The organism is Streptomyces sp. HP-A2021 (assembly GCF_022807935.1).
Classification (GTDB): domain Bacteria; phylum Actinomycetota; class Actinomycetes; order Streptomycetales; family Streptomycetaceae; genus Streptomyces; species Streptomyces afghaniensis.
This window is the reverse complement of the sequence record NZ_CP094344.1, coordinates 7,481,865-7,503,237: the sequence shown is the minus strand read 5'-3', so window position 1 is coordinate 7,503,237 and position 21,373 is coordinate 7,481,865. Positions and strand designations below refer to the sequence as shown.

The 21,373-nt window shown below is 71.3% G+C and carries 22 protein-coding genes; 9 read left to right on the top strand and 13 right to left on the bottom strand.

All coding sequences use genetic code 11. The annotated features are described in order from the left end of the window. Positions 1 to 40: 40 nt before the first annotated feature. A complete protein-coding gene (locus MQE23_RS33895; RefSeq protein ID WP_020274014.1) occupies positions 41 to 793 on the bottom strand; it encodes an MBL fold metallo-hydrolase in 753 nt (250 codons plus the stop codon). A gap of 325 nt (positions 794 to 1,118) precedes the next feature. After that, on the bottom strand, positions 1,119 to 1,712 hold the full coding sequence (locus MQE23_RS33890) for a TIGR03086 family metal-binding protein (protein WP_243381113.1): 594 nt from the start codon (positions 1,710 to 1,712) through the stop codon (positions 1,119 to 1,121). Between the two features lie 131 nt (positions 1,713 to 1,843). Between MQE23_RS33890 and MQE23_RS33885 the strand changes: the two genes are divergently transcribed. Further along, positions 1,844 to 3,082 carry an MFS transporter gene (locus MQE23_RS33885; RefSeq protein WP_037670481.1) on the top strand — a complete coding sequence of 413 codons (1,239 nt, stop codon included), beginning with the start codon at positions 1,844 to 1,846 and terminating at the stop codon, positions 3,080 to 3,082. On the opposite strand, the gene MQE23_RS33880 is transcribed toward MQE23_RS33885, so the two are convergent. Together MQE23_RS33880 and MQE23_RS33875 are read right to left on the bottom strand one after the other, a co-directional pair. Continuing rightward, entirely contained in the window at positions 3,019 to 4,185 is a 1,167-nt protein-coding gene (locus MQE23_RS33880) for a hypothetical protein (protein WP_037670483.1), read from the bottom strand. The genes MQE23_RS33885 and MQE23_RS33880 overlap by 64 nt on opposite strands. Beyond that, a complete protein-coding gene (locus MQE23_RS33875; protein ID WP_037670495.1) occupies positions 4,182 to 5,123 on the bottom strand; it encodes a 5-dehydro-4-deoxyglucarate dehydratase in 942 nt (313 codons plus the stop codon). The genes MQE23_RS33880 and MQE23_RS33875 overlap by 4 nt, the downstream gene beginning before the upstream one ends. 222 nt (positions 5,124 to 5,345) lie before the next feature. Between MQE23_RS33875 and MQE23_RS33870 the strand changes: the two genes are divergently transcribed. The 8 genes from MQE23_RS33870 (at position 5,346) to MQE23_RS33835 (ending at position 13,052) form a co-directional block, all read left to right on the top strand. Further along, on the top strand, positions 5,346 to 6,155 hold the full coding sequence (locus MQE23_RS33870) for an NAD(P)-dependent oxidoreductase (RefSeq protein WP_020274019.1): 810 nt from the start codon (positions 5,346 to 5,348) through the stop codon (positions 6,153 to 6,155). Between the two features lie 311 nt (positions 6,156 to 6,466). Next, positions 6,467 to 7,234, top strand: coding sequence for a DeoR/GlpR family DNA-binding transcription regulator (locus MQE23_RS33865; protein ID WP_243381111.1), 768 nt, complete (start codon positions 6,467 to 6,469; stop codon positions 7,232 to 7,234). Positions 7,235 to 7,321: 87 nt separating this feature from the next. After that, a complete protein-coding gene (locus MQE23_RS33860) occupies positions 7,322 to 8,695 on the top strand; it encodes a sugar ABC transporter substrate-binding protein (RefSeq protein WP_037670486.1) in 1,374 nt (457 codons plus the stop codon). Then, the gene (locus tag MQE23_RS33855; RefSeq protein ID WP_020274022.1) at positions 8,692 to 9,633 is read left to right on the top strand and encodes a sugar ABC transporter permease; all 942 of its coding nucleotides are present in this window, start codon (positions 8,692 to 8,694) and stop codon (positions 9,631 to 9,633) included. Before MQE23_RS33860 ends, MQE23_RS33855 begins: the two co-directional genes overlap by 4 nt. Next, on the top strand, positions 9,630 to 10,481 hold the full coding sequence (locus tag MQE23_RS33850; protein ID WP_020274023.1) for a carbohydrate ABC transporter permease: 852 nt from the start codon (positions 9,630 to 9,632) through the stop codon (positions 10,479 to 10,481). Before MQE23_RS33855 ends, MQE23_RS33850 begins: the two co-directional genes overlap by 4 nt. Further along, entirely contained in the window at positions 10,478 to 11,467 is a 990-nt protein-coding gene (locus tag MQE23_RS33845) for a zinc-dependent alcohol dehydrogenase family protein (protein WP_020274024.1), read from the top strand. Before MQE23_RS33850 ends, MQE23_RS33845 begins: the two co-directional genes overlap by 4 nt. Before the next feature lie 99 nt (positions 11,468 to 11,566). Further along, on the top strand, positions 11,567 to 11,788 hold the full coding sequence (locus tag MQE23_RS33840; protein ID WP_020274025.1) for a hypothetical protein: 222 nt from the start codon (positions 11,567 to 11,569) through the stop codon (positions 11,786 to 11,788). 64 nt (positions 11,789 to 11,852) lie between these two features. After that, positions 11,853 to 13,052, top strand: coding sequence for a TerD family protein (locus tag MQE23_RS33835; protein ID WP_243382852.1), 1,200 nt, complete (start codon positions 11,853 to 11,855; stop codon positions 13,050 to 13,052). 29 nt (positions 13,053 to 13,081) lie between these two features. Here the strand turns inward: MQE23_RS33835 and MQE23_RS33830 are convergent, their stop codons facing one another. From MQE23_RS33830 to MQE23_RS33790, 9 genes are all read right to left on the bottom strand, one after another. Continuing rightward, positions 13,082 to 13,990 (bottom strand): alpha/beta hydrolase, encoded by a 909-nt coding sequence (locus MQE23_RS33830; RefSeq protein WP_243381110.1) that lies wholly within the window; start codon positions 13,988 to 13,990, stop codon positions 13,082 to 13,084. Between the two features lie 81 nt (positions 13,991 to 14,071). Beyond that, on the bottom strand, positions 14,072 to 14,650 hold the full coding sequence (locus tag MQE23_RS33825) for a TetR/AcrR family transcriptional regulator (protein WP_037670488.1): 579 nt from the start codon (positions 14,648 to 14,650) through the stop codon (positions 14,072 to 14,074). Positions 14,651 to 14,723: 73 nt separating this feature from the next. Next, on the bottom strand, positions 14,724 to 15,134 hold the full coding sequence (locus MQE23_RS33820; RefSeq protein WP_243381108.1) for a hypothetical protein: 411 nt from the start codon (positions 15,132 to 15,134) through the stop codon (positions 14,724 to 14,726). A gap of 23 nt (positions 15,135 to 15,157) precedes the next feature. Further along, the gene (locus tag MQE23_RS33815; RefSeq protein ID WP_020274032.1) at positions 15,158 to 16,030 is read right to left on the bottom strand and encodes a carbohydrate ABC transporter permease; all 873 of its coding nucleotides are present in this window, start codon (positions 16,028 to 16,030) and stop codon (positions 15,158 to 15,160) included. After that, on the bottom strand, positions 16,020 to 17,039 hold the full coding sequence (locus MQE23_RS33810; RefSeq protein ID WP_243381106.1) for a sugar ABC transporter permease: 1,020 nt from the start codon (positions 17,037 to 17,039) through the stop codon (positions 16,020 to 16,022). The genes MQE23_RS33815 and MQE23_RS33810 overlap by 11 nt, the downstream gene beginning before the upstream one ends. Before the next feature lies 1 nt (position 17,040). Continuing rightward, entirely contained in the window at positions 17,041 to 18,333 is a 1,293-nt protein-coding gene (locus MQE23_RS33805; protein ID WP_243381104.1) for an extracellular solute-binding protein, read from the bottom strand. Positions 18,334 to 18,639: 306 nt separating this feature from the next. Beyond that, positions 18,640 to 19,677 carry a LacI family DNA-binding transcriptional regulator gene (locus MQE23_RS33800; RefSeq protein WP_243381103.1) on the bottom strand — a complete coding sequence of 346 codons (1,038 nt, stop codon included), beginning with the start codon at positions 19,675 to 19,677 and terminating at the stop codon, positions 18,640 to 18,642. Between the two features lie 57 nt (positions 19,678 to 19,734). Then, positions 19,735 to 20,139, bottom strand: coding sequence for a VOC family protein (locus tag MQE23_RS33795; RefSeq protein ID WP_020274036.1), 405 nt, complete (start codon positions 20,137 to 20,139; stop codon positions 19,735 to 19,737). Positions 20,140 to 20,333: 194 nt separating this feature from the next. Continuing rightward, the gene (locus MQE23_RS33790; RefSeq protein WP_020274037.1) at positions 20,334 to 21,368 is read right to left on the bottom strand and encodes a 1-aminocyclopropane-1-carboxylate deaminase; all 1,035 of its coding nucleotides are present in this window, start codon (positions 21,366 to 21,368) and stop codon (positions 20,334 to 20,336) included. Positions 21,369 to 21,373: the final 5 nt, after the last annotated feature.

Below are 21,373 nucleotides of genomic sequence, written 5' to 3'. Positions count from 1 at the left end.
TGTTTCGTCAATGCTTCTGACGAAGAAGATGTGCCGCCGTTCACACGCTCCTGGTGAGACCCGGGTGCGCGGTGGCGGTGGGTCCGCCGAAGGCGGAGGCGGCTCGTGCGGTCGCCTCCTCGGGGGTGAGCGTGGGCCCGACGTGCGTGACGAGCAACTCCCTTGCGCCCGCCCGGCGGGCGGTCGTGCCGGTGTCCTCGGGGGTGAGATGAACCTGTTCGCCTTCGCGATGCTCGTCGATGTCGGCTTCGCAGAGGAACAGGTCGGCGTCCCGGGCGAGTTCGGTCAGGCTCGGGCAGGGGCCGCTGTCGCCGGAGTAGGCGAGAACCCGCCCGGCGGCCTCGGCACGCAGGCCGTACGCCTCGACGTCATGATCGACGGCCCGGGCCGTGAGGACCAGGTCGCCGTGGTGTGCCAGGTGACCGTCGTGCAGGGTCCGGAAGTCCAGGATGCCCTTCAGGAAGTCCGCGTCGGGCCGCCCGAAGAACCCGGCGAGACGCTGCGCGCACCCCGCCGGGGCGTACACCGGTACGGGTGCGGGCGGGGTGAGGCCGCCGTACGCCAGGCCGTACACCGCGGAGAGCAGGTCGGCACAGTGGTCGGCGTGCAGGTGCGAGATCCACACGGCGGTGAGCCGCGCCGGATCGGTGTGCCGCTGCAACTCGGCGAAGGTCCCGGGCCCCGCGTCAACCCACACCTCGGCGCCCCCGCCGCGCAGCAGGTATCCGGAGCAGGGACGGTCGGGCCGCGGGTGCGGGGAGGCCGTCCCGAGGACGGTGAGGGTGAGGGACATGCGGGGAGGCTACGTGCTGCCTCGCCGTACGCGCCGCCTGATTCTTCCCGGGCGTACGGAACAGTGAGTCCCAGGGCCGGCCCCCAGCCCACCGCCCCCCCCGGGCAGGAGGCCTCGGCGATCCGTCCGCCCCACCGGATCCACGCCCACCGTGGCCGACGGCCCGCCCCGCGGGCACGCCACCCACGCCCCGGGCCGGTCGCGGTCGGCCGTTTCCCGTCACGCGTTCCTCGCCACGGGGCACTCCCCGAGCGCCCAAACCCCACGGCCGAACCTCAGCCCACCGCCTCCCGCCGCCTCGCCGGTGCCCGGCCCTGCGGCCTCATCACCGCCGCGTCCACCTCGGATCCCGCCCGCTCAGCCCCACCGCCCGGTCCAGCAGGGGCGCGTCCGGCTCGACGGGGACGACGGGGCCGAAGATCTCCCCCCGGCTGGGGTCGTCGACCGACGCGGCGAGGAAGTCGTGGCAGACCTGGAGCGCGGCCGGGTCGGGGGTGTACGTCCGGCCGGTCGCGCGGGCCAGGTCCCAGCCGTGGATCACCAGCTCGTCGGTGGCGACGAGCCCCGCGATCTCGCCGGGCAGGTCCACGCCTCCGGCCCGGGTCATACCGGTCCAGGCGACCGGGTCGCGCCAGGCCTCGGCCAGTTCGGCGAGGGCCTTGGGCCACTCCTCCCGCCAGCCGGGCCCCAGGTCCGGGAGGGCGGAGTCCGGGCTGGTGTCGGTCGTGACGCCCAGGTCCTTGCGGCCGGCATCGCGGAAGGCGACGGTCAGCCCGACCATATGGCCCAGCAGGTTGCGCACCGTGTACTCCGGGCAGGGCGTCGGGTCCGCCAGTTGCTCGTCGGTGACGCCTTCGGCCAGGTGCGCCAGGGCCCACGTCTGCGGTCCGAGGTCGAGGGTCGGGGTGGTGTCGGTCATCCGCTGTGCCTCCTGGTTTCGTTCCTGGGAGGTAGACCGACCGCGACGGCGGAACTCATCGCCCGGCCGCCCGTTTTCTACGGCACTTTCCCGATCTCTCCCCACGGGCCTTAGCGCCACGATGACCAGGCATGACGAACAGAACGACCTGGCCCGTGGTGCGTGTACTGCGCGATCGCGACGCGGGGCTCTACCTCTCCGGCGTGGTGGTCTCCGGCTTCGGCACCTCGGCGCTGTGGCTGGCGTCCGGCGTGTGGGTCAAGGACCTCACCGGCTCGGACGGCCTGGCCGCGCTGTGCATGCTCGCCATGTGGCTGCCGACCCTGGCCGGACCGCTGCTGGGCACGCTCGCGGACCGGGGCCGCCGCAAACCCCTGCTGATCGGCGTGAACCTGCTCCTGAGCGCCCTCCTGCTCACCCTCGTGGGCGTCGACACCCCGGGCGACCTGTGGCTGCTGTACGCGGTGCTGTTCGTGTACGGAGCGGCGGGCGTCGTACACGACGCGGCCGAGTCGGCGCTCGTGGCGACCGCCGTCGACCCGTCCCTGCTCGGCGACTTCAACGGCCTGCGCATGACGGCCACCGAGGGCATGAAACTCCTGGCCCCGCTGGCGGGCGCGGGCCTGTACGCGGCATACGGCGGCGCGAGCGTCGCCCTCCTGGACGCGGCGACGTTCGTCCTGGCCACAGGCCTGTACGCGCTGCTGCGGGTGCGGGAGGACAAGCCCGCGCCGCCCACCGGCACCCGCCGGGAGCGCACCGCCGAGGGCGCCCGCCACCTGTGGGCGCACCCCGTGCTGCGCCCCCTGGTGCTGGCGGGCGGCGCCACCATGCTGTGCGCCGGCCTGAACGGGGCGATGGCCTACGCCGTCGTCGACGCCCTCGGGCGCTCCCCGGCCTACGCCGGTGTGCTGTACGCCGTGCAGGGCGCCGGGTCGGTGGCGGTCGGCCTGCTCTCCGGCAGCGCCCTGCGCCGCCTGGGCGAGCGGCGCTTCGCGGCGTACGGCATCGCCCTGCTGGCCGTCGCGGTGGCCCTGCGGGCGGTGCCGTCCGACCCGCTGGCGCTGGTGTGCAGCGCGGCGATCGGGGCAGGGCTGCCCGCGGTGCTGATCGCCGCGCTGACCTCGGTGCAGCGCGAGACGCCGGGTCCGCTGCTGGGCCGGGTCACCGCCACGGCCACGACGCTCGTGTACACGCCGAACGTGGTCGGGCTGGCCGCCGGGGCGGCCCTGGTCGAGCTGGTGAGCCACCGGCTGGTGCTGGTGGCCCTGGGCGTGGCCCTGCTGGTGACGGCGGCCCCGCTGTTTCAGCGCCCGGCGAGAGCGGAACGGACGGTCTCCAGGTCGTCGTCGGACGCCAACCCGGCGTGATACAGCCGCAGTTCGGTGGCGCCGAGCCCCCGTGCCTCGGACGCGTCGGCGGCGAGGGTGCCGGGGCTGCCGCCCATGCCGGAGACGACAGTGAAGTTGGCGGCGATGACCGCGCCCTCCCTGCCCTGCCGGGCGAACGGCGTCAGGGTGCCGGTGCCGCCCGCGCAGGGCACGACCACACCGTCCGCGACGGACAGGATGTGCGCCGGGTCGACCCCGGGGTTGGCGCCGACGTGGTAGGACACCGGGTCCGCGTGCAACAGCACCTGGAAGCCCTCGGGCGCGGCCTCGCGCACGGCCCGGACCGCCGTCTCCTGGAGCGTGCGGGCGGTTTCGTCCCGGTACGCGCGCGTGGTGTTCGCGAGCGTCTCGCCGAGGAGCTTCTCGACGCCCGTCCAGCCGCCGTCGGAGGGCGTCACCCCCTGCCACACCGGCTCCAGCGCGGTGCGTACGGCGGCGGCCAGCTCGTCGCCGTCCAGGCCGTGCCGGCCGTAGCCCTCCCGGCAGGCCGGGCAGAAGCACAGCGCCATCAGGTACTGCCCGGCGTCGCCGAGGCCGACGCCGCCGGTCTTGTCGTGGGCGTGCAGATGCTGGAGGCCGTACCAGCCGAGGGACTCCAGTTCGGTGCCGCGCGCCCCGGGCCGTACGGCCGCCTCCGCCGCCAGGTCGGTCAGGTACGCGCGCGTGGCGGGCTGCGCGATGCACGGCGCCCAGGGGTAGCGGTCGCCGTAGGCGTTGACGACCGAGGTGCCCGGGTGCTCGGCGCCCAGACGGGAGTTGTGCGCGAGGACGACCCAGGTGTGCACCTCCAGGCCGGCGTCCGTGAGCGCGGCGGCGGCCTCGCCGAAGGCGTCACCTGGGGCCCAGTCACCGGCCGGGTAGGGGTGCAGCTCCCGTCCGTCCCAGCGGTCGTCCGCCGGGTAGTGCACGGCGGCGTGCTCGGCGGTGACGATGCGGTGGCGCGGGTGGCGGGGGGTGAGCGCGCGCGTGGAGTGGTAGGCGGCGGCGAGCGTCACCTGCTCCACGCCGAGCGCCGCGATCCGCGCGGGCGCCTCCGGGTCCCCGTTGACGTCCCAGGGGTAGACGAATGCCGACGCCTTCACTTGGCCTCCTCAAGCAGCGCGTAGCCGCGCTCGATCACTTCGGCGAGCTGCTTGACATGATCCTCGGTCGGCTCGTGCAGCGGGGGCCGCACCTCCCCCACGTCCAGTCCGCGCAGCCGTACGCCGGCCTTGACGAGGGCGACGGCGTAGCCGCGGCCCTGCGCGCGCAGCTCGACGAAGGGGCGGTAGAAGCCGTCCAGCAGCTTCTCCACGGTGCTGTCGTCGCCGTTGCGGAGCGCCTGGTGGAAGGCGAGGGCGATCTCGGGCGCGAAGCAGAACACGGCGGACGAGTAGAGCGTGACGCCGAGGGCGCGGTAGGCGAGCTGGGTCTGTTCGGCGGTCGGCAGGCCGTTGAAGTAGAGGAAGTCGCCGGGGACCTCGCAGCGCACGGCGCTGATGACGCGCTGCATGAGGTCGAGGTCGCCGAGCCCGTCCTTGAGGCCGATGATCCCGTCGGTCCGGGCGAGTTCGACGACGGTCTCGGGGGTGAAGACGGCGTTGTCCCGCTGGTAGACGATGACCGGCAGGGCGGTCGCGGCGGCGATCTCCCGGTAGTGCCGCAGCAGGCCTTCCTGCCCGGCGACGACGAGGTACGGCGGCATGGCGAGCAGCCCGTCCGCCCCGGCCGCCTCGGCGAGCCGGGCGTAGCGCACGGCGAGCGCGGTGCCGTACCCGGCGCCCGCGACGACCGGCACGCGCCCCTCGGCCGCCTCGACGGCGACCCGTACGCAGGCCTCGAACTCCTCGGGCGTGAGCGCGTGGAACTCGCCGGTGCCGCAGCAGGCGAACACGGCGGCGGCTCCGGCCTCGACCCCGCGGCGCACGTGCGTGCGGTAGGTGTCGAGGTCCACGGAGCCGTCGGGGCCGTAGGCGGTGACCGGGAAGAACAGCGGTCCGCTGGGGATGTCGAGTCGAGCGGCGAGAGGGGCTGACGTCACGAGCTCTCCCGGTTCCATATTCATGATTGCCGTCTATATTTCTGAACGCCCCCACGCTAAGGCGCCTCCGCGGCGCCGGTCAAGCGCGCGAACCCGCCACGCACCAGCGGATTCGCTCTTTCCGCGGCATACTTGACGGGCTCCACTCGAGATCCTTAGCGTGTCCACGAATATGAATGCCGTGCACCCATCTGCACGGTGGGAGATTCAAGGAGACCGAGGATGCCCGCTCCCCGCACCGTCCTGCTCACCGGCGCCGCCGGTGGCCTCGGCACCCTGATGCGGGAGCTGCTCCCGGACTACGGCTACGAGCTGCGCCTGCTCGACATGCGCCCGATCGAGGGCGCGCCGGACGCGATCACCGCCGACCTCGCCGACCGGGACGCCGTGCGCGAGGCGGTCCGCGGCGTCGACGCGATCATCCACCTCGCGGGCATCTCCCTGGAAGCCCCCTTCGAGAAGATCCTCAAGGCGAACATCGAGGGCACCTACCACCTCTACGAGGCCGCCCGCGAGGAGGGCGTCGGCCGGATCGTCTTCGCCTCCTCCAACCACGCCGTCGGCTACACCCCGCGCCCCCAGGGCGACGACCCCCTGATCCCGGTCGACACCCCCCGCCGCCCGGACACCTTCTACGGCCTGTCCAAGTGCTTCGGCGAGGACCTCGCGCAGCTCTACTGGGACAAGCACGGCCTGGAGACGGTCTCGGTGCGGATCGGCTCCTGCTTCCCCGAGCCGACCAGCGTGCGCATGCTCTCGGTGTGGATGAGCCCCGCCGACGGCGCCCGCCTCTTCCACGCGGCCCTGACCGCCGAGCACGTCGGCCACACCGTCGTCCACGGCTCCTCCGCCAACACCCGGCTGTGGTGGGACCTCACCACCGCCCGGGCGCTCGGCTACGAGCCGCAGGACGACTCCGAGCCGTGGGCCGAGAAGCTCATCGCCGAGCAGGGCGAGCTCGACCCCGAGAACGAGGCGCACGCCTACCTGGGCGGCCACTTCGTGACGGACCCGCCGATCTGGCCGTACTGACCGGAAAGAGTCGCCGCGAGAGGGCGGGCGGGCAGAGAACGGGCCCGCCCGCTCGGGCATTCGGGCACGGCCCGGATACGGTCGGACAGCGCCCTCAGGGGCGCGGGGAACTGCGCGACCAGCCACAACGCACCCGCGGACGCCCGCGAGCCCCCTGCCGCACGCCGCGCGCCTCCGAGACCGAACGGGCACACACGGGCACGAACACTTCCGCAACAGACCTGGTCGCCGTGGAACACCCGCTGTAGAACTTCCCCCATGGCCCACCGAGGGTCCGAACGGGCAGCACAGCAGGAAGGCGGGTGACGGCCATGACCAGAACCGCGGAAGAACGCCAGCGCGAGATCGTGCTGGCCGCACGGCGCGCCGGCTCGGTCGATGTCACCGCCCTCGCCACCGAACTCGGCGTGGCCAAGGAAACCGTACGGCGGGACCTGCGCGTCCTGGAGGACCACGGCCTGCTCCGCCGCACCCATGGCGGTGCCTACCCGGTGGAGAGCGCCGGCTTCGAGACGACGCTCGCCTTCCGCGCCACCAGCCACGTCCCCGAGAAGCGCCGCATCGCGACCGCCGCCGCCGAGCTTCTCGGCGACGCCGAGACCGTCTTCGTCGACGAGGGCTTCACCCCGCAGCTCATCGCCGAGGCACTCCCCCGGGACCGGCCGCTGACCGTGGTCACCGCGTCCCTGCCGGTCGCCGGTGCCCTCGCCGAGACCGACAGCGTGTCCGTGCTGCTGCTCGGCGGCCGGGTCCGCTCCGGCACCCTCGCCACCGTCGACCACTGGACGACCAAGATGCTGGCCGGTTTCGTCGTCGACCTGGCGTACATCGGCGCCAACGGCATCTCCCGCGAACACGGCCTCACCACCCCCGACCCGGCCGTCAGCGAGGTCAAGACCCAGGCGATCCGGGCCGCCCGCCGCACGGTCTTCGCGGGCGTGCACACCAAGTTCGGAGCGGTCAGCTTCTGCCGGTTCGCCGAGGTCGGCGCGCTGGAGACGATCGTGACGAGCACCCTGCTGCCCGTCGCCGAGGCCCACCGCTACTCACTGCTCGGACCGCAGGTCATCCGGGTCTGACCCACCCACCACCCCACCACCCCTTGTCCCAGGGCACCTCCACGCCCTGCGATGCCCCTTATCTCCCCATACATCCAGGAGCGATCCATGCGAACCCAGAGCCGACGACGGCCACCGCGAGCCACGCTCGCCATGGCCGCCGCAGGGACGCTGCTCGCCCCGCTGCTCTCCGGCTGCTGGGTCGGCGCGGGCGGGGCCGGATCCGGCGGCGACGCCATCAACGTCCTGATGGTGAACAACCCCCAGATGGTCGAGCTCCAGAAGCTCACCCGCGCCCACTTCACCAAAGAGACCGGCATCAAGGTCAACTTCACCGTGCTGCCCGAGAACGATGTCCGCGACAAGATCAGCCAGGACTTCGCCAACCAGGCCGGCCAGTACGACGTCGCCACGCTGTCCAACTACGAGATCCCGATCTACGCACGCAACGGCTGGCTGCAAGAGATGAACGGCTATGTGGCCAAGGACCCGGCCTACGACGAGCAGGACGTCCTGAAGCCGATGCGCCAGTCCCTCACCGGCGACGACGGCAAGCTCTACGGCCAGCCCTTCTACGGCGAGTCGTCGTTCCTGATGTACCGCAAGGACGTCTTCGAGAAGAAGGGCCTGACGATGCCCGCGCACCCCACCTGGCAACAGGTGGCGGACCTCGCGGCGAAGGCCGACGGCGCCGAGCCCGGCATGAAGGGCATCTGCCTGCGCGGACTGCCCGGCTGGGGCGAGGTGATGGCCCCGCTGACCACCGTCGTGAACACCTTCGGCGGCACCTGGTTCGACAAGAACTGGAAGGCACAGCTCGACTCCCCCGCCTTCGTGAAGGCGACGAAGTTCTATGTCGACCTGGTCCGCGAGCACGGCGAGTCCGGCGCCGCCCAGTCCGGCTTCGCCGAGTGCCTGAACAACATGACCCAGGGCAAGGTCGCCATGTGGTACGACGCCACCTCCGCGGCCGGATCCCTGGAGGCGTCGAACTCCCCGGTCAAGGGCAAGGTCGGCTACGCCCCCGCCCCCGTCGAGCAGACGAAGTCCTCCGGCTGGCTCTACACCTGGGCCTGGGGCATCCAGAAGGCCTCCCGCAACTCCGACGACGCCTGGAAGTTCGTCTCCTGGGCGTCCGGCAAGAAGTACGAGCAGCTGGTCGGCGACCAGATCGGCTGGTCCAACGTCCCGGCCGGCAAGCGGGCGTCGACCTACGCCGACGCCGACTACCGCAAGGAGGCCGCCGCCTTCCAGGAGATGACCAAGGAGGCCATCGAGGGGGCTCGGCCCAATGATCCCGGCGTGCAGCCGCGGCCCGCGCCCGGCATCCAGTTCGTCGGCATCCCCGAGTTCACCGACCTCGGCACCAAGGTCTCGCAGGAGATCAGCGCGGCCATCGCCGGACGCCAGTCCGTCGAGTCGGCCCTGAAGAAGTCGCAGGCGCTCGCCGAGAAGATCTCCGAGGAGTACGAGGGACGATGACCGCCATGACAACGGCCCCCCTGGCCGCTCCCGAGACCCGCACCCCGGCCCGCCGGCCCTCCGCCCGCCTGCGCGCCTGGGCCACCCGCGCCCCGCTGCTCCCCGCCCTGATCTTCATGATCGTCGTCACCCAGCTGCCCTTCGTGGCCACGCTGGTGATCTCCTTCTTCGACTGGAACTCCCTCTATCCCGACGCCCGCCACTTCACGGGCCTCGGCAACTACCAGGAGGTCCTGACCGACGCGGACCTGCGCCAGTCGGTGTGGACGACCGTCCTGCTGACGGTGGCGGTGGTCCTGGCCAGCCTGGTGCTGGGACTCGTGCTCGCCCTGCTGCTGGACCGGAGGTTCCGCGGCCGGGGCATCGTACGGACGCTGCTGATCGCTCCGTTCCTGGTGGTCCCGGTGGCGGCCGCCCTGCTCTGGAAGCATGTGCTCTACAACCCTGAATACGGCCTGTTCAACGGGTTGTTGCACTATGTGGGCGGCCCACAGCCCGACTGGATCTCCAACACCCCGCTGCTCGCGGTCGAGGCGTCGCTCGTCTGGCAGTGGACGCCGTTCATGATGCTGATCCTGCTGGCCGGTCTGCAGAGCCGCGACCACGAGCAGATCGAGGCGGCCCGGGTCGACGGCGCGAGCGACTGGCAGATCTTCGTCCACCTGACGCTCCCGCATCTGCGCCGCTACCTCGAACTGGGCGCCCTGCTGGGCTCGATCTACATCGTCCAGAACTTCGACGCGGTCTTCACTATCACGTCCGGCGGCCTGGGCACCGCCAACCTCCCCTACACCGTCTACCAGAGCTTCTACCAGGCCCACGAGAACGGCCTCGCCTCGGCCGCGGGCGTCCTGGTGGTCATCGGCTCGATCGTCATCGCGACCTTCGCCCTGCGCGTGGTGTCGTCCCTGTTCCGCGAGGAGGTGTCCCGCGCATGAGCACGAACGCCCTGCGTGTCCGCCGTGTCCGTGGCAAAGGTGCGGGCCTGGGCCTGCTGGCCTGGCTGCTCGGCATCGCGTTCTTCCTGCCCATCGCGTGGATGGCACTCACGTCCTTCCACTCCGAGCAGGACGCGGCGACCAACCCGCCGTCCTTCGCCGCCGCCCTGACCCTGGACGGCTACCGCGAGTTCTTCGGCGCGGGCGGCGGCGCGAGCCCCTGGCCGGCGCTGATCAACTCCACGGTCGCATCGGTGGCCTCGACCCTGCTGGTCCTGCTGCTGGCCTTCCCGGCGGCGTACGCGCTGTCGATCAACCGCGTCCGCAAGTGGACCGACGTGCTGTTCTTCTTCCTCTCCACGAAGATGCTGCCGGCGGTCGCGGGCCTGCTCCCGATCTACCTCTTCGCCAAGAACGCCGGGATGCTCGACAACATCTGGCTGCTGGTCATCCTCTACACCTCCATGAACCTGCCGATCGCGGTGTGGATGATGCAGTCGTTCCTCGCCGAGATCCCGGTCGCCGTGATCGAGGCGGCGAAGGTGGACGGGGCCCGGCTGCCCACGATCCTCGCGCGCGTGGTCGCTCCGATCTCCCTCCCCGGTATCGCCGCCACCGCCCTGATCTGCTTCATCTTCAGCTGGAACGAACTCCTCTTCGCCCGGGTGCTCACGGGCGTGGTCGCCGAGACCGCCCCCGTCTTCCTGACCGGCTTCATCACCAGCCAGGGCCTGTTCCTGGCGAAGGTGTGCGCCGCGTCGCTCGTCATCTCCCTGCCGGTGCTCGCCGCGGGGTTCGCCGCCCAGGACAAGCTGGTCCAGGGCCTGTCGTTGGGAGCCGTCAAATGAAGGCCGCCGTCATCGAGTCCGTGGGCAAGGCCGTCGTCGCCGAGGTCCCGGACCCGACGCCAGGGCCGCGCGAGGTCGTCGTCGAGGTCGCGGCCTGCGGGCTGTGCGGCACGGACCTGCACATCCTCCAGGGCGAGTTCGCCCCCGAGCTGCCGATCGTGCCCGGGCACGAGTTCGCGGGCGAGGTGGTCGGGGTCGGCACCCAGGTCACCGAGGTGTCGGTGGGCGACCGGGTCGCGGTCGACCCGTCCCTGTACTGCTACGAGTGCCGCTACTGCCGTACCGGCCACAACAACCTCTGCGAACGCTGGGCGGCGATCGGCGTCACGACGGCCGGAGGCGCGGCGAAGTACGCGGTCGCCCCCGTGGCGAACTGCGTGAAGCTCCCCGAGCACGTCCGCACGCAGGACGCGGCCCTCGTGGAGCCGCTGTCCTGCGCGGTACGCGGCTACGACGTGCTCCGCTCCCGCCTCGGCGCGCACGTCCTGATCTACGGCTCCGGCACGATGGGCCTGATGATGCTGGAGCTGGCCAAGCGCACGGGCGCGGCCAGCGTGGACGTCGTCGACGTGAACCCGGCCCGCCTGGAGACGGCCCGCCGCCTCGGCGTCTCGGCGTCGGCGGCGAGCCCGGACGAACTGGACCGCCCGCAGGGCTGGGACCTGGTCGTCGACGCCACGGGCAACGCGGCGGCGATCCAGGACGGCCTGGACCGGGTGGCGAAGGCCGGCACGTTCCTCCAGTTCGGCGTGGCCGACTACGCGACCCGCGTGACGATCGACCCGTACCGCATCTACAACCAGGAGATCACCATCACGGGTTCGATGGCGGTGCTGCACAGCTTCGAGCGGGCGGCGGAACTCTTCGCGAACGGTGTCCTCGACCCCGAGATCTTCATCAGCGACCGGATCCCGCTGGAGCGCTACCCGCAGGCGCTGGAGCAGTTCGCGTCCGGGGTCGGCCGCAAGATCGTGGTCGTGCCGTAGGGAACGGCCTGCTGCGGGCGGGGCAGGAAAACGGACCGCTGCGGGCGGGGCAGGCGAAATCCGCTGGGGCGCCTGCCCCGCCCCCCGTACGCTCACGGCATGCCACGACCCCACGGATTCGGTTACGAGCAGCACGCGGGCGGAACCGTCCGCATCACCCACCACGGCCGCCCCGCCACCACACTGAACGGCCCCCGGGCCGCACAGTTCCTGGCCGAGGTGGAGACCTCCGACCCCCAGCTCGTCATGGCCCGGTGGACCGGCAATTACAAGCGGGGCAACGAACGCACCGCCCGCGACCACCCCCGCAACCGCCGCTGACCCGATTGGCCCCAGGGTAAGGGAACGGCAAAACCACCTCGCTCGTTCACGGGTCATGACAGCTATGACCCCCGGCTCGAACATCCCCCTGTCCGCCGCCCGCGTGACGGTGGACGTCGCCGCCCCGGTGCGGCTCGACGTATCGGGCCTGCTGCTCACCGCCGACGGCAAGGTGCGCTCCGACGACGACTTCATCTTCTACAACCAGCCTTCGGGCGCGGGCGTGACGTACCGCTCGGGCGGCGGCACCGCACCCGACGCGATCGTGGTCGACACGGCGGCCGTGCCGCCCGGCATCGAGAAGATCGTCGTCACGGCCAGCCCGGACGCCGCGGGCCAGACCTTCCGGGGCATCGAACCGACAGCCACGATCCGCAACGCGGACGACAGCTCCGTCCTGGCGTCCTTCACGCCCCCGCAGCTCGGTGACGAGACGGCCCTGGTGATCGTGGAGATCTACCTGCGCAACGGCCAGTGGAAGGCCCGGGCCGTCGGCCAGGGATACGCCAACGGCCTCGCGGGCATCGCCACTGACTTCGGAGTCACGGTGGAGGAGCCGGCCGCGGCAGCCCCGGCCCAGCCGGTGACCCCGCCGCAGCCGCCGGTGGCTCCCCCGGCCCCGCCCGTCACCACGCCCGTGGCGCCCCCGGCTCCGGCCACGCCTCCGCCGCCCGCGCCCGGCGCCGGGAAGATCAACCTCGACAAGGGCCGCGTCAGCCTCCAGAAGAACCAGACCGTCTCCCTGATCAAGGGTGGCCGCCCCCTGCTCTCCCAGGTCAAGATGGGCCTCGGCTGGGAGCCGGCGTACCGGGGCAAGGACATCGACCTGGACGCCTCGGTCATCGCCTACGGCCCGCAGCGCAACCACATCGACAGCTGCTACTTCGGCAAGCTGTCCATCGTCGGCGGCGCGATCAAGCACTCCGGCGACAACCTCACGGGGGAGGGCGGCGGTGACGACGAGGTGATCGTGGTCGACCTCGGCCGCCTCCCGCAGGAGGTCACCGGCCTGGTCTTCACGGTCAACTCCTTCTCCGGCCAGAAGTTCACGGAGGTCGCCAAGGCCTACTGCCGCCTCCTGGACGCCTCGACCGGCGAGGAACTGGTCCGCTTCGACCTCACCAGCGCCGAGCCGCAGACCGGCGTGATGATGGCCAAGCTGATCCGCCAGTTCTCCGGCGAGTGGGAGATGACCGCGATCGGCGACTTCGTGAAGTCCCGCACGGTCAGGGGAATGGTGAAGCCGGCGGCCCAGTCCCTGTAGCGAGGGGCCGGAGCCGGCACCTGCCGAAGCTAGGGGGCCGGCTGCTGGACATGCACCCTGTCGAGGAAGTCCCGCACCAGGGCGACGACTTCCTCCAGGTGGGTCTCCAGCAGCCAGTGCCCGCCGTCGAGCAGGTGCAGCTCGGCGTCCGGCAGGTCACGCAGATAGGCACGTGCGGCGCCCTCGGGCATGTAGCCGTCCTGAGGGCCCCAGGCGATCAGCGTCGGGGGGCGGTGCTCCCGCAGATACGCCTGGTACTTCGGGAACCAGTCGAGGTTCTCCCGCAGGCCCTCCATCAGCCCGACCATGATCTCGCGGCGCTGCGGGGAGGCCAGCAGCGGCCAGGACAGCTTCCACAGGTCCGGACTGATCCGTTCGACGAGCCGCTCGTCGATCTCGCCGACGAACTCGTCGCGCAGCCCCTCCTCGGTCACCGCCTCCAGCAGCCGCGCCCGCCCTTCGGGCGTCGGGTGATCCCAGTACTCCCGGAGCGAGCTGTACTTCGGGCCGAGCTCGTCCTCGTAGATGTCCCCGTTCTGGACGATGAGCGCGGCGACCCGCTCAGGTGCGCGCATCGCCAGCCGCAGCCCGATCTGCGAGCCGTAGTCGTGCAGGTAGAGGGCGTACCGCCGTAGCTCCAGCGCGCTGGTGAACCGCTCCAGAAAGCCGGCGTACCCGTCGAAGGTGTACGAGAAGCCGGCCGGGTCCGGGGTGTCGCTGTAGCCGAAGCCGGGGAAGTCGGGCGCGACGAGCCGCCACCGGTCGGCCAGGGCCGGCATGAAGGCGCGGAACTGGTACGAGGAGGACGGATAGCCGTGCGGCAGCAGTACGACGGGGGCGTCGGGTGGACCGGCCTCACGGTAGAAGACACGGGTCCCGTCGACGTCCGCGTACCGGTGTGCCGTCCTGCGGGCCGGGCTGTCGATCGTTCTCGCCACCTGTGTCGGTCGGGCACGGAGAGAGCCGGAGTACCCGCGTAACTCCTGAAGAAACCGACGACACCGCGCCGGTCAGCGGACTCAGCTCCGCGCCGAAGGCCGCAGCCCCTCCGTCAGCAGCGCCAGGTACCGCCGGATGTGCCCGCCCTCCCCGTCCGCGAGCTCCGCCGCCGTCGACACGCCGTGCGCCAGTCGCAGTACGTCGATCGGGTCGACGTCCCGCCGGAGCGTGCCCTCCTCCTGTGCCGCCCGGACCAGGCGCCCCGCCGCGCTTCTCACCGAGTCGCCGCAGGCCGTGGCCACGGTCGAGCCGCTCTGCGTGACGGCCGGGCCCAGCAGGGCCCGCAGGCCGCGCATCCGGATCATCCCGGCGCCGAGTTCGTACAGCCACTCCGCCAGCGCCTCACCCGGCGGCAGTTCCGCCGCGAGTTCGTCGGCCCGGGCCGCGATCGCCTCGACACGGTCGAGGTACGCGGCTTCCAGCAGCGCGTGCCGGGTCGGGAAATGCCGGTACAGCGTGCCGGAACCGACCCCGGCACGCTTGGCGATGTCGTCGAGCGACGCCCCTTCCCCGTGCTCGGCGAAGGCCTCAACGGCCACGTTCAGCAACCGCTCGTAGTTGCGCCGAGCATCCGCCCGCATGGGCCTGACCTGCGCCATGCAGCCACTCCTCACGAACCGGGGAAACCTCTCCGTACCTTAATTCGGAGTCGGAGCCGCGAACGCCGGCCCGTCACGCCGGCAACTGCCCCTTGATCAGAGCGGCCGGAACGGCCTGGTGCAGCACCTGCTCGCGAGGGAGCGTCAGGCGGAACGTCTCCTCCACGACGGCGAGGGACTTGGCATGGGCCGCGTCCCTGTCGTCCTCGTCCAGGATGCCCACGGCCCGCACCGCTTCGCCGAGCAGCTCAGGACGAGGACCGGTGATCTCGTGCGACCAGGTGTGCATGGGCCCCATGCGCCCGGGCCACTCCCCGTACGCCACGGCACAGGACAGGTCCGCGCTCGTGCCGTAGCGCACCGCGACACTGTCGTCCCGGCCGCGGTCCCGGTCGCGCCGGGCGAGGAATCCGACCAGCTCATCGGCGCTGTGGTCGCCGAGTTCCACGGGAGGCTCGTCGCCGGCGAGCTCTTTCCAAGGCACTACCTGATGTCGCACTGCACACCTCACATCTTCATCGCCCCCGCCGCCAGATCCCGCAGGAAGTGCCGCGCCCCGATCAGGAACACGACGATCAGCGGGATGACACTCATCAGCGCCCCGGCCATCACCAGCGAATAGTCGGTGTTGTAGAGGATGTTGAGATTCGCCAGGGCGACCTGGAGGGTGACCTTGTCGGGGTCGATCATGACGACCAGGGGCCAGATGTAGTCGTTCCACAGGCCGATGAACGTGAAGATGCCGAGGAAGGCGAGGGCCGGCCGGAACAGTGGCAGGACGACCGTCCAGTAGAGGCGGAAGAAGCCGGCGCCGTCGATCCGCCCGGCGTCCAGCAATTCGTCCGGCAGCGAGTTCTGCGCGTACTGGCGCATCCAGAAGATGCCGAAGGCGTTCGCCGCGCCGGGAATGATCAGCGCCTTCAGGGATCCGGCCCAGCCGAACTCGGCCATGGTCACGAACTGCGGCACCAGGGAGAGCTGCGCGGGGATCATGTACGTCACCAGCAGCATGCCGAAGAGGAACTTCTTCGCCGGGAACTCGTACTTGGCGAAGGCGAACGCGGCCAGTGAGTCGAAGAACAGCACCAGCACGGTCCCGAGCACGGCGACGACGACGGTGTTGAACAGCGAGCCGAAGAAGTCGACGGTGTCGAGCACCCGCCCCATGTTGTCCAGCAGATGCGGCCCCGGCACCAGCTTGGGCGGATAGCGGTAGATGTCCTGCGTGGTGCCGGAGGCCAGCACCACCAGCCAGTAGAAGGGGAACAGCGAGACCAGCACACCGAGCAGCAGCACCGCCCGGACGCAGATGCGGCTGAGCCTGCTGCCGGAGCCGATGGCCAGGCCCGCGTTCCCGGTCGACCTCTCGTCAGCGGCCACGGCGAGCCCCCTTGCGGCGCAGCAGACCGGCGATGCCCGGCCGGCGGTCGTCGTCCGAGCCGGCGACCAGACGCCAGTTGATGACGGTGAAGACGGCGATGATCGCGAAGAGCACCCAGCCCATGGCGGCGCCGTAGCCGAACTGGTGCTCCTTGAAGGCCTTCTGCCACAGATAGAGCACGATGGTCATCCCTTCCTGGCCCGGCCCGCCCGTGGTTCCGACGTCGGTCGACTGGAAGAGCACCTGGGACTCGGTGAAGATCTGCAGGCCGTTGATGGTGGAGGTGACGGCGGCGAAGAGCACCACCGGCCGCAGCTGCGGCAGGACGACCCGGAAGAGGGTCTGCCTGCTGTTCGCGCCGTCGACGCGGGCGGCCTCGAAGTGCTCGGTGGGGATGGCCTGGAGGCCCGCCAGGAAGATCAGCGCGTTGTAGCCGACCCGCCGCCAGATGATCATGATGGAGACGGACGACTTGATGCCCCACTCCGAGGACAGCCAGCCGACCCCGTCCAGCCCGATCGCCCGCAGTGCCGAGTTGGCGAGGCCCGCCTGGGCGAAGACCGAGCCGAAGACGACGGTCATGGCGACCATCGAGGTGACGTTGGGGACGAAGTACGCCACCCGGTAGGCACCGGCGAAGCGGACCTGCGAATGCAGCAGGAACGCCAGCACCAGGGCCAGGAACAGCATCGGCACCGTGGACAGGAACCAGATCTCGAAGGTGTTGAGCACCGAGTGCCAGAACACCGAGTCCTGGAGCAGCCAGCCGTACTGCTTGAGCCCGACGTAGCGCATGTCGCCGATGCCGTCCCAGTCCTGGAAGGACAGGTAGACGGAGAAGAGGATCGGGAAGGCGCCGAAGACGGCGAACAGCACGTAGAACGGGGAGATGGCGAGCAGCGGCGGGAGGTGCCGCCGGCGTCCGCCCGGGGTGGTGGGTTCCGTACGGCCGGCGGGCGGCTTCTCGTCCGCCGCCGGCGCTCCGGCCGGTTCGAGCACGGTCGCCATGTCAGCTCACCCCCACCCGGGACAGCGTGGTCTCGGCGGTGTGCACGGCGTCCCGCCAGGCCCGGTCGGGGTTCTTGCCGAGCATTTCCACATTGGTCAGCTCCTGGAAGAACGGGGTGTTGGCGGACTCCTCGTAGGGGCTGAAGTAGACGACCGGGGCCTTCCGGGCGGCCGGACCGAAGACGTCGATGGGCTGCTGACCGCCGAAGAACGGGTCGGGCCTGTGCATCGCCGGGTCGGCGTACGCGGCCGGAGTGGTGGGGAACAGGGCCATCTCCTGGTAGCTCTCGAGCTGGTTCGCCGGGCTGAGCAGCCACTTCAGGAAGGCGAAGCCGGCCTCGGGGTCCCGGCAGTAGCGGGTCAGCGTCATGTACGAGCCGCCGTAGTTGGCGGGGCCGTCCGGCATGGTGGTGAGCCGCCAGGATCCGGAGGTCTTCGGGGCGGTGTCCTTCAGGCCGTTGATGGCCCACACCGCCGTGGTCATCGTGGCGATCCGGCCTCCGCTCATGGCCGCGCTGAAGTCGGGGGTGCCGTCCGTGATCCTGGCGCTGAGTCCCTGGCGGAGAATGTCCACGGACAGGTCCCAGGCACGCCGGATGTGCTCCTGATCGCCGATGAAGCGGTTGTCGGCGTCCACGAACTGCCGGGAGCTCTGGAGCAGGACCTGCTGGAAGACGTTGCCGATGTTGCTCACCAGGTAGGGCTTGCCGGGCCCCTTCGCCCGCAGGGTCCGCCCTGCGGCGATGAACTTCTCCCAGGTGGGCATCTCCTCGGCGACGTCCGCCGGTTCGTGGGCCAGTCCGGCTTCCCGGAAGAGGTCCCTTCGGTAGTAGAGCGCGGTGGGGCCGGCGTCCAGAGGGAAGCCGATCATCCTGCCCGTCGGGGTGAAGCAGGCCTTCCACTTCCAGTCGAGGTACTGGTCGCGGACGGACTGGGCGCCCAGCTCCCGCAGGTCGAGGAACTCGTTCTCGTCGGGGAAGAACGTGGCGAGGTTGTCGTTGTTCACGACCGTCACGTCCGGCACGTAGGCGCGCGCGGCGAGGCTGGTGCGCACCTTCGAGTCGATGTCGCCGTCAGGGATCTGCGAGCCCCGCACCTTCAGCCCCGGCACCCCGGGTACGCCCCGCCTGGCGGTGGCGAGCAGCTTGTCGCTGAGCGAGCCCTTCCAGTACCAGAGGCTCAGGTGGTCGCTGCCGGCGGAGGCCGATCCCTCCGCGGACCCGCATCCGGTCAGTCCGGCCAGGCCCGCCCCCGCACCGCCCAGGGAGACCCCCAGAAAGCGTCTGCGGGACATCGTTCGGAGTTGCATGGGAGCGCACTCGCTTTCCGGGCGTGCCGCGGCCGGGCACAACGCTGCCGCGAGCCCGTTTTCACGGGATGGGGGGAGGCTTCCCTGGTGAGGAAGTGAAGTGAAGACAACGATGTCGGCGGGCGGGCGGGTGAGGGTCGACCGACGATCTCGCGTGGGGGTTTCCGGTGGCTCGTGAACGTTCACGTGAGCGTTGCCGTCGAGTATCGGGGCGCCCGAAAACCGGTGTCAAGGGAACTGCACGGAACGATCTCGCGGGCCCACGCCCGGGGAGGTCGGGCGGTGGCGAGGTCAGGCGGAGGCGCGGATCACCAGCTCGGGCACCACCCAGGCGTCCGCGCCCCGCAGCGGCTCCTCACCCGCGCGCAGCCGGGCCACCTGCTCCACGGCCAGCCGTCCCAGCCGCCGCTTGTCGATGTGCAGGGTGGTCAGGGCGGGGTCCACCAGCTCGCCCAGGGAGAGACCGTCGAAGCCCAGCACCGCCAGATCGTCCGGGACACTCCGGCCGCGGCGGCGGGCGGTGCGCATGGCGCCGACCGCGATCAGGTCGTTGAAGCCGAAGACCGCGGTGATCTCGGGCCGCGCCGCCAGGAGCCGTTCCATGCCGGCCTCGCCGCCGGCCACGCTGTGCTCGGGACACACCACGACCCAGTCCTCGTCCACCGGCAGTCCGAGCCGCCGCGCCTGCTCCAGGAAGGCCAGCCTGCGGGGGCCGGGGCCGTGCACGCCGTCCAGCATGCCGATCCTGCGGTGCCCCGCACGGAACAGGTGGTTCATGCCCTGCTCGACTCCGGTGGCGGCGTCGATGCCCACGGCGGCGAACCGGGTCTGCTGCGGCCCGCGCTCCAGCAGCACCAGCGGCACGCCTCCGAGGTGCCGGGTGAGGACGTCGTCCGGGTCCTTGAAGTAGCCCACGACCGCGTCCGCCTGGTGGGAGAGCACGTCGAGCGCCTGCCGCTCCCGGGCCTCGTCGATACGGGAGTCCCACACGACCACCTGCCAGCCGCGCTGCTCGGCCGCCTCCAGCACTCCGGCGGCCACCTCGGGGAAGAAGGGGTTGCGCAGGTCCGGGATGACCAGGCCCGCCGTCACCGCCCCCTTCTGGACGAGTCCGCGCGCGAAACGGCTGGGCCGGTAGTCCAGGAGCCGGGCCGCCTCCAGGACCCGTTCCTTGGTGGCCGGGTCGATCTCACCCTTGTCGTTGACCGCCCGGGAGACCGTCTGCCGTGACACCCCCGCCAGTCGTGCGACGTCGTGGATCGTGGCCCGGCGCCGGGCACTGCCGGGCCGCTCGGCACCCGGCTCTGCCCCCTGATTGTCGGTCCACACGCTGAGCACCTTATCCGGCGGGGGACGCCGTCCGGCAGGGGCGACCGCGCGGGCCTCTCAGCCGTCGAGCTCCGTGAAGAGCGTCAGCTGGAGGGCGCCCGGGGCTTCGAGCCGGGAGTTCAGGGAGTTCCAGGGGGTGCGCGTGGGCTCGGCGACCACCTCGGCTCCGGCGGCGGCCAGCTTCGCCGTGACGGCGACGGAGTCGTCCACCTGGAAGGCGACCCGGACATGTCCGGCGACCCGCCGCCCCACCTCGACCTCGTCGATGAAGGCGGCGTGGTTCGGGTCGGTCAGCTCCAGGGTGGCCCGCCCGGCGTCGAGGATCGTGACCCGTCCGTCCTCCGACGCGAACGCGCCCTGCTCGGTCAGGCCGAGCACGTCCCGGTAGAAGTGCAGCGCGGCGTCGTAGTCGTCCGCGGTCACGACCAGGCGGAGTTCTCGCACGGCTGGTTCGTCGGGCATGGGGGCTCCTCCAAGGGCTCGGTCAACCGCTGACAACCCACCTGCCGGCCGGGTGATTCCCGCGCCCCGTCAGGGGCGCGGGGAACTGCGCGAACAACCACGACGCACCCGCAGCCTGCCACCACCGCACCCCGGCAGACGAGCAGCCCGGCCCAGCCGGCGCAGCGCTACGGCGGGGTTCTCACAGTCACTGCTCAGAACAGCGCGCTGTACGCGTTCAGCGCGGGCTGTCCGCCCAGGTGGGCGTAGAGGACCGTGGAGTCGCGGCCGATCTCGCCCCGCGAGACCAGGTCGATCATCCCGGCCATGGACTTCCCCTCGTACACGGGGTCGGTGACCATCCCCTCCGTCCGGGCCGCGAGCCGCATCGCCGCCAGGGTGGACTCGTCGGGGATGCCGTACGTGCCCGCGTGGTACCGCTCGTCGAGTTCGACGTCGGCCTCGGTCAACTCACGCTTGACGCCGATGAGCTGCCCGGTGCGGTGCGCGATCCGGGCGACCTGGGTGCGGGTCGCGGCCGGCTTCGCCGAGGCGTCGATACCGAGCACGCGCCGGGGCCGCCCGCCCGCCTCCTCCAGCGCGGCGAACCCGGCGACCATGCCGGCCTGGGTGGAGCCGGTCACCGAGCACACGACCACGGTGTCGAAGAAGACGCCCAGCTCACGCTCCTGCTCGGCGACCTCGTACGCCCACCCGGCGAAACCGAGGCCGCCGAGCGGATGGTCGGAGGCCCCGGCCGGGATGGCGTACGGCTTGCCGCCCGCCTCCTCGACCTCCCTGAGCGCCTGCTCCCAGCTCTCCTTGAACCCGATCCCGAACCCGGCCTTCACCAGCCGTACGTCGGCCCCGGCGAGGCGGCTGAGCAGGATGTTGCCGACCTTGTCGTACACGGCGTCCGGCCACTCCACCCAACTCTCCTGCACGAGGACGCACTTGAGCCCGGCACGGGCGGCGACCGCCGCGACCTGGCGGGTGTGGTTGGACTGCACCCCGCCGATCGACACGAGGGTGTCGCAGCCCTGGGCGAGCGCGTCGGCGACCAGGTACTCCAGCTTGCGGGTCTTGTTGCCGCCGTAGGCGACACCGGAGTTGCAGTCCTCACGCTTGGCCCAGAGGGCGGCACCGCCGAGGTGCGCGGTCAGCCGCTCCAGGGGGTGGACGGGCGAGGGCCCGAAGAGCAGGGGGTAACGCTCGTAGGAGGCAAGGGAGGGGGACGAGGAAAGGGACATGGGTG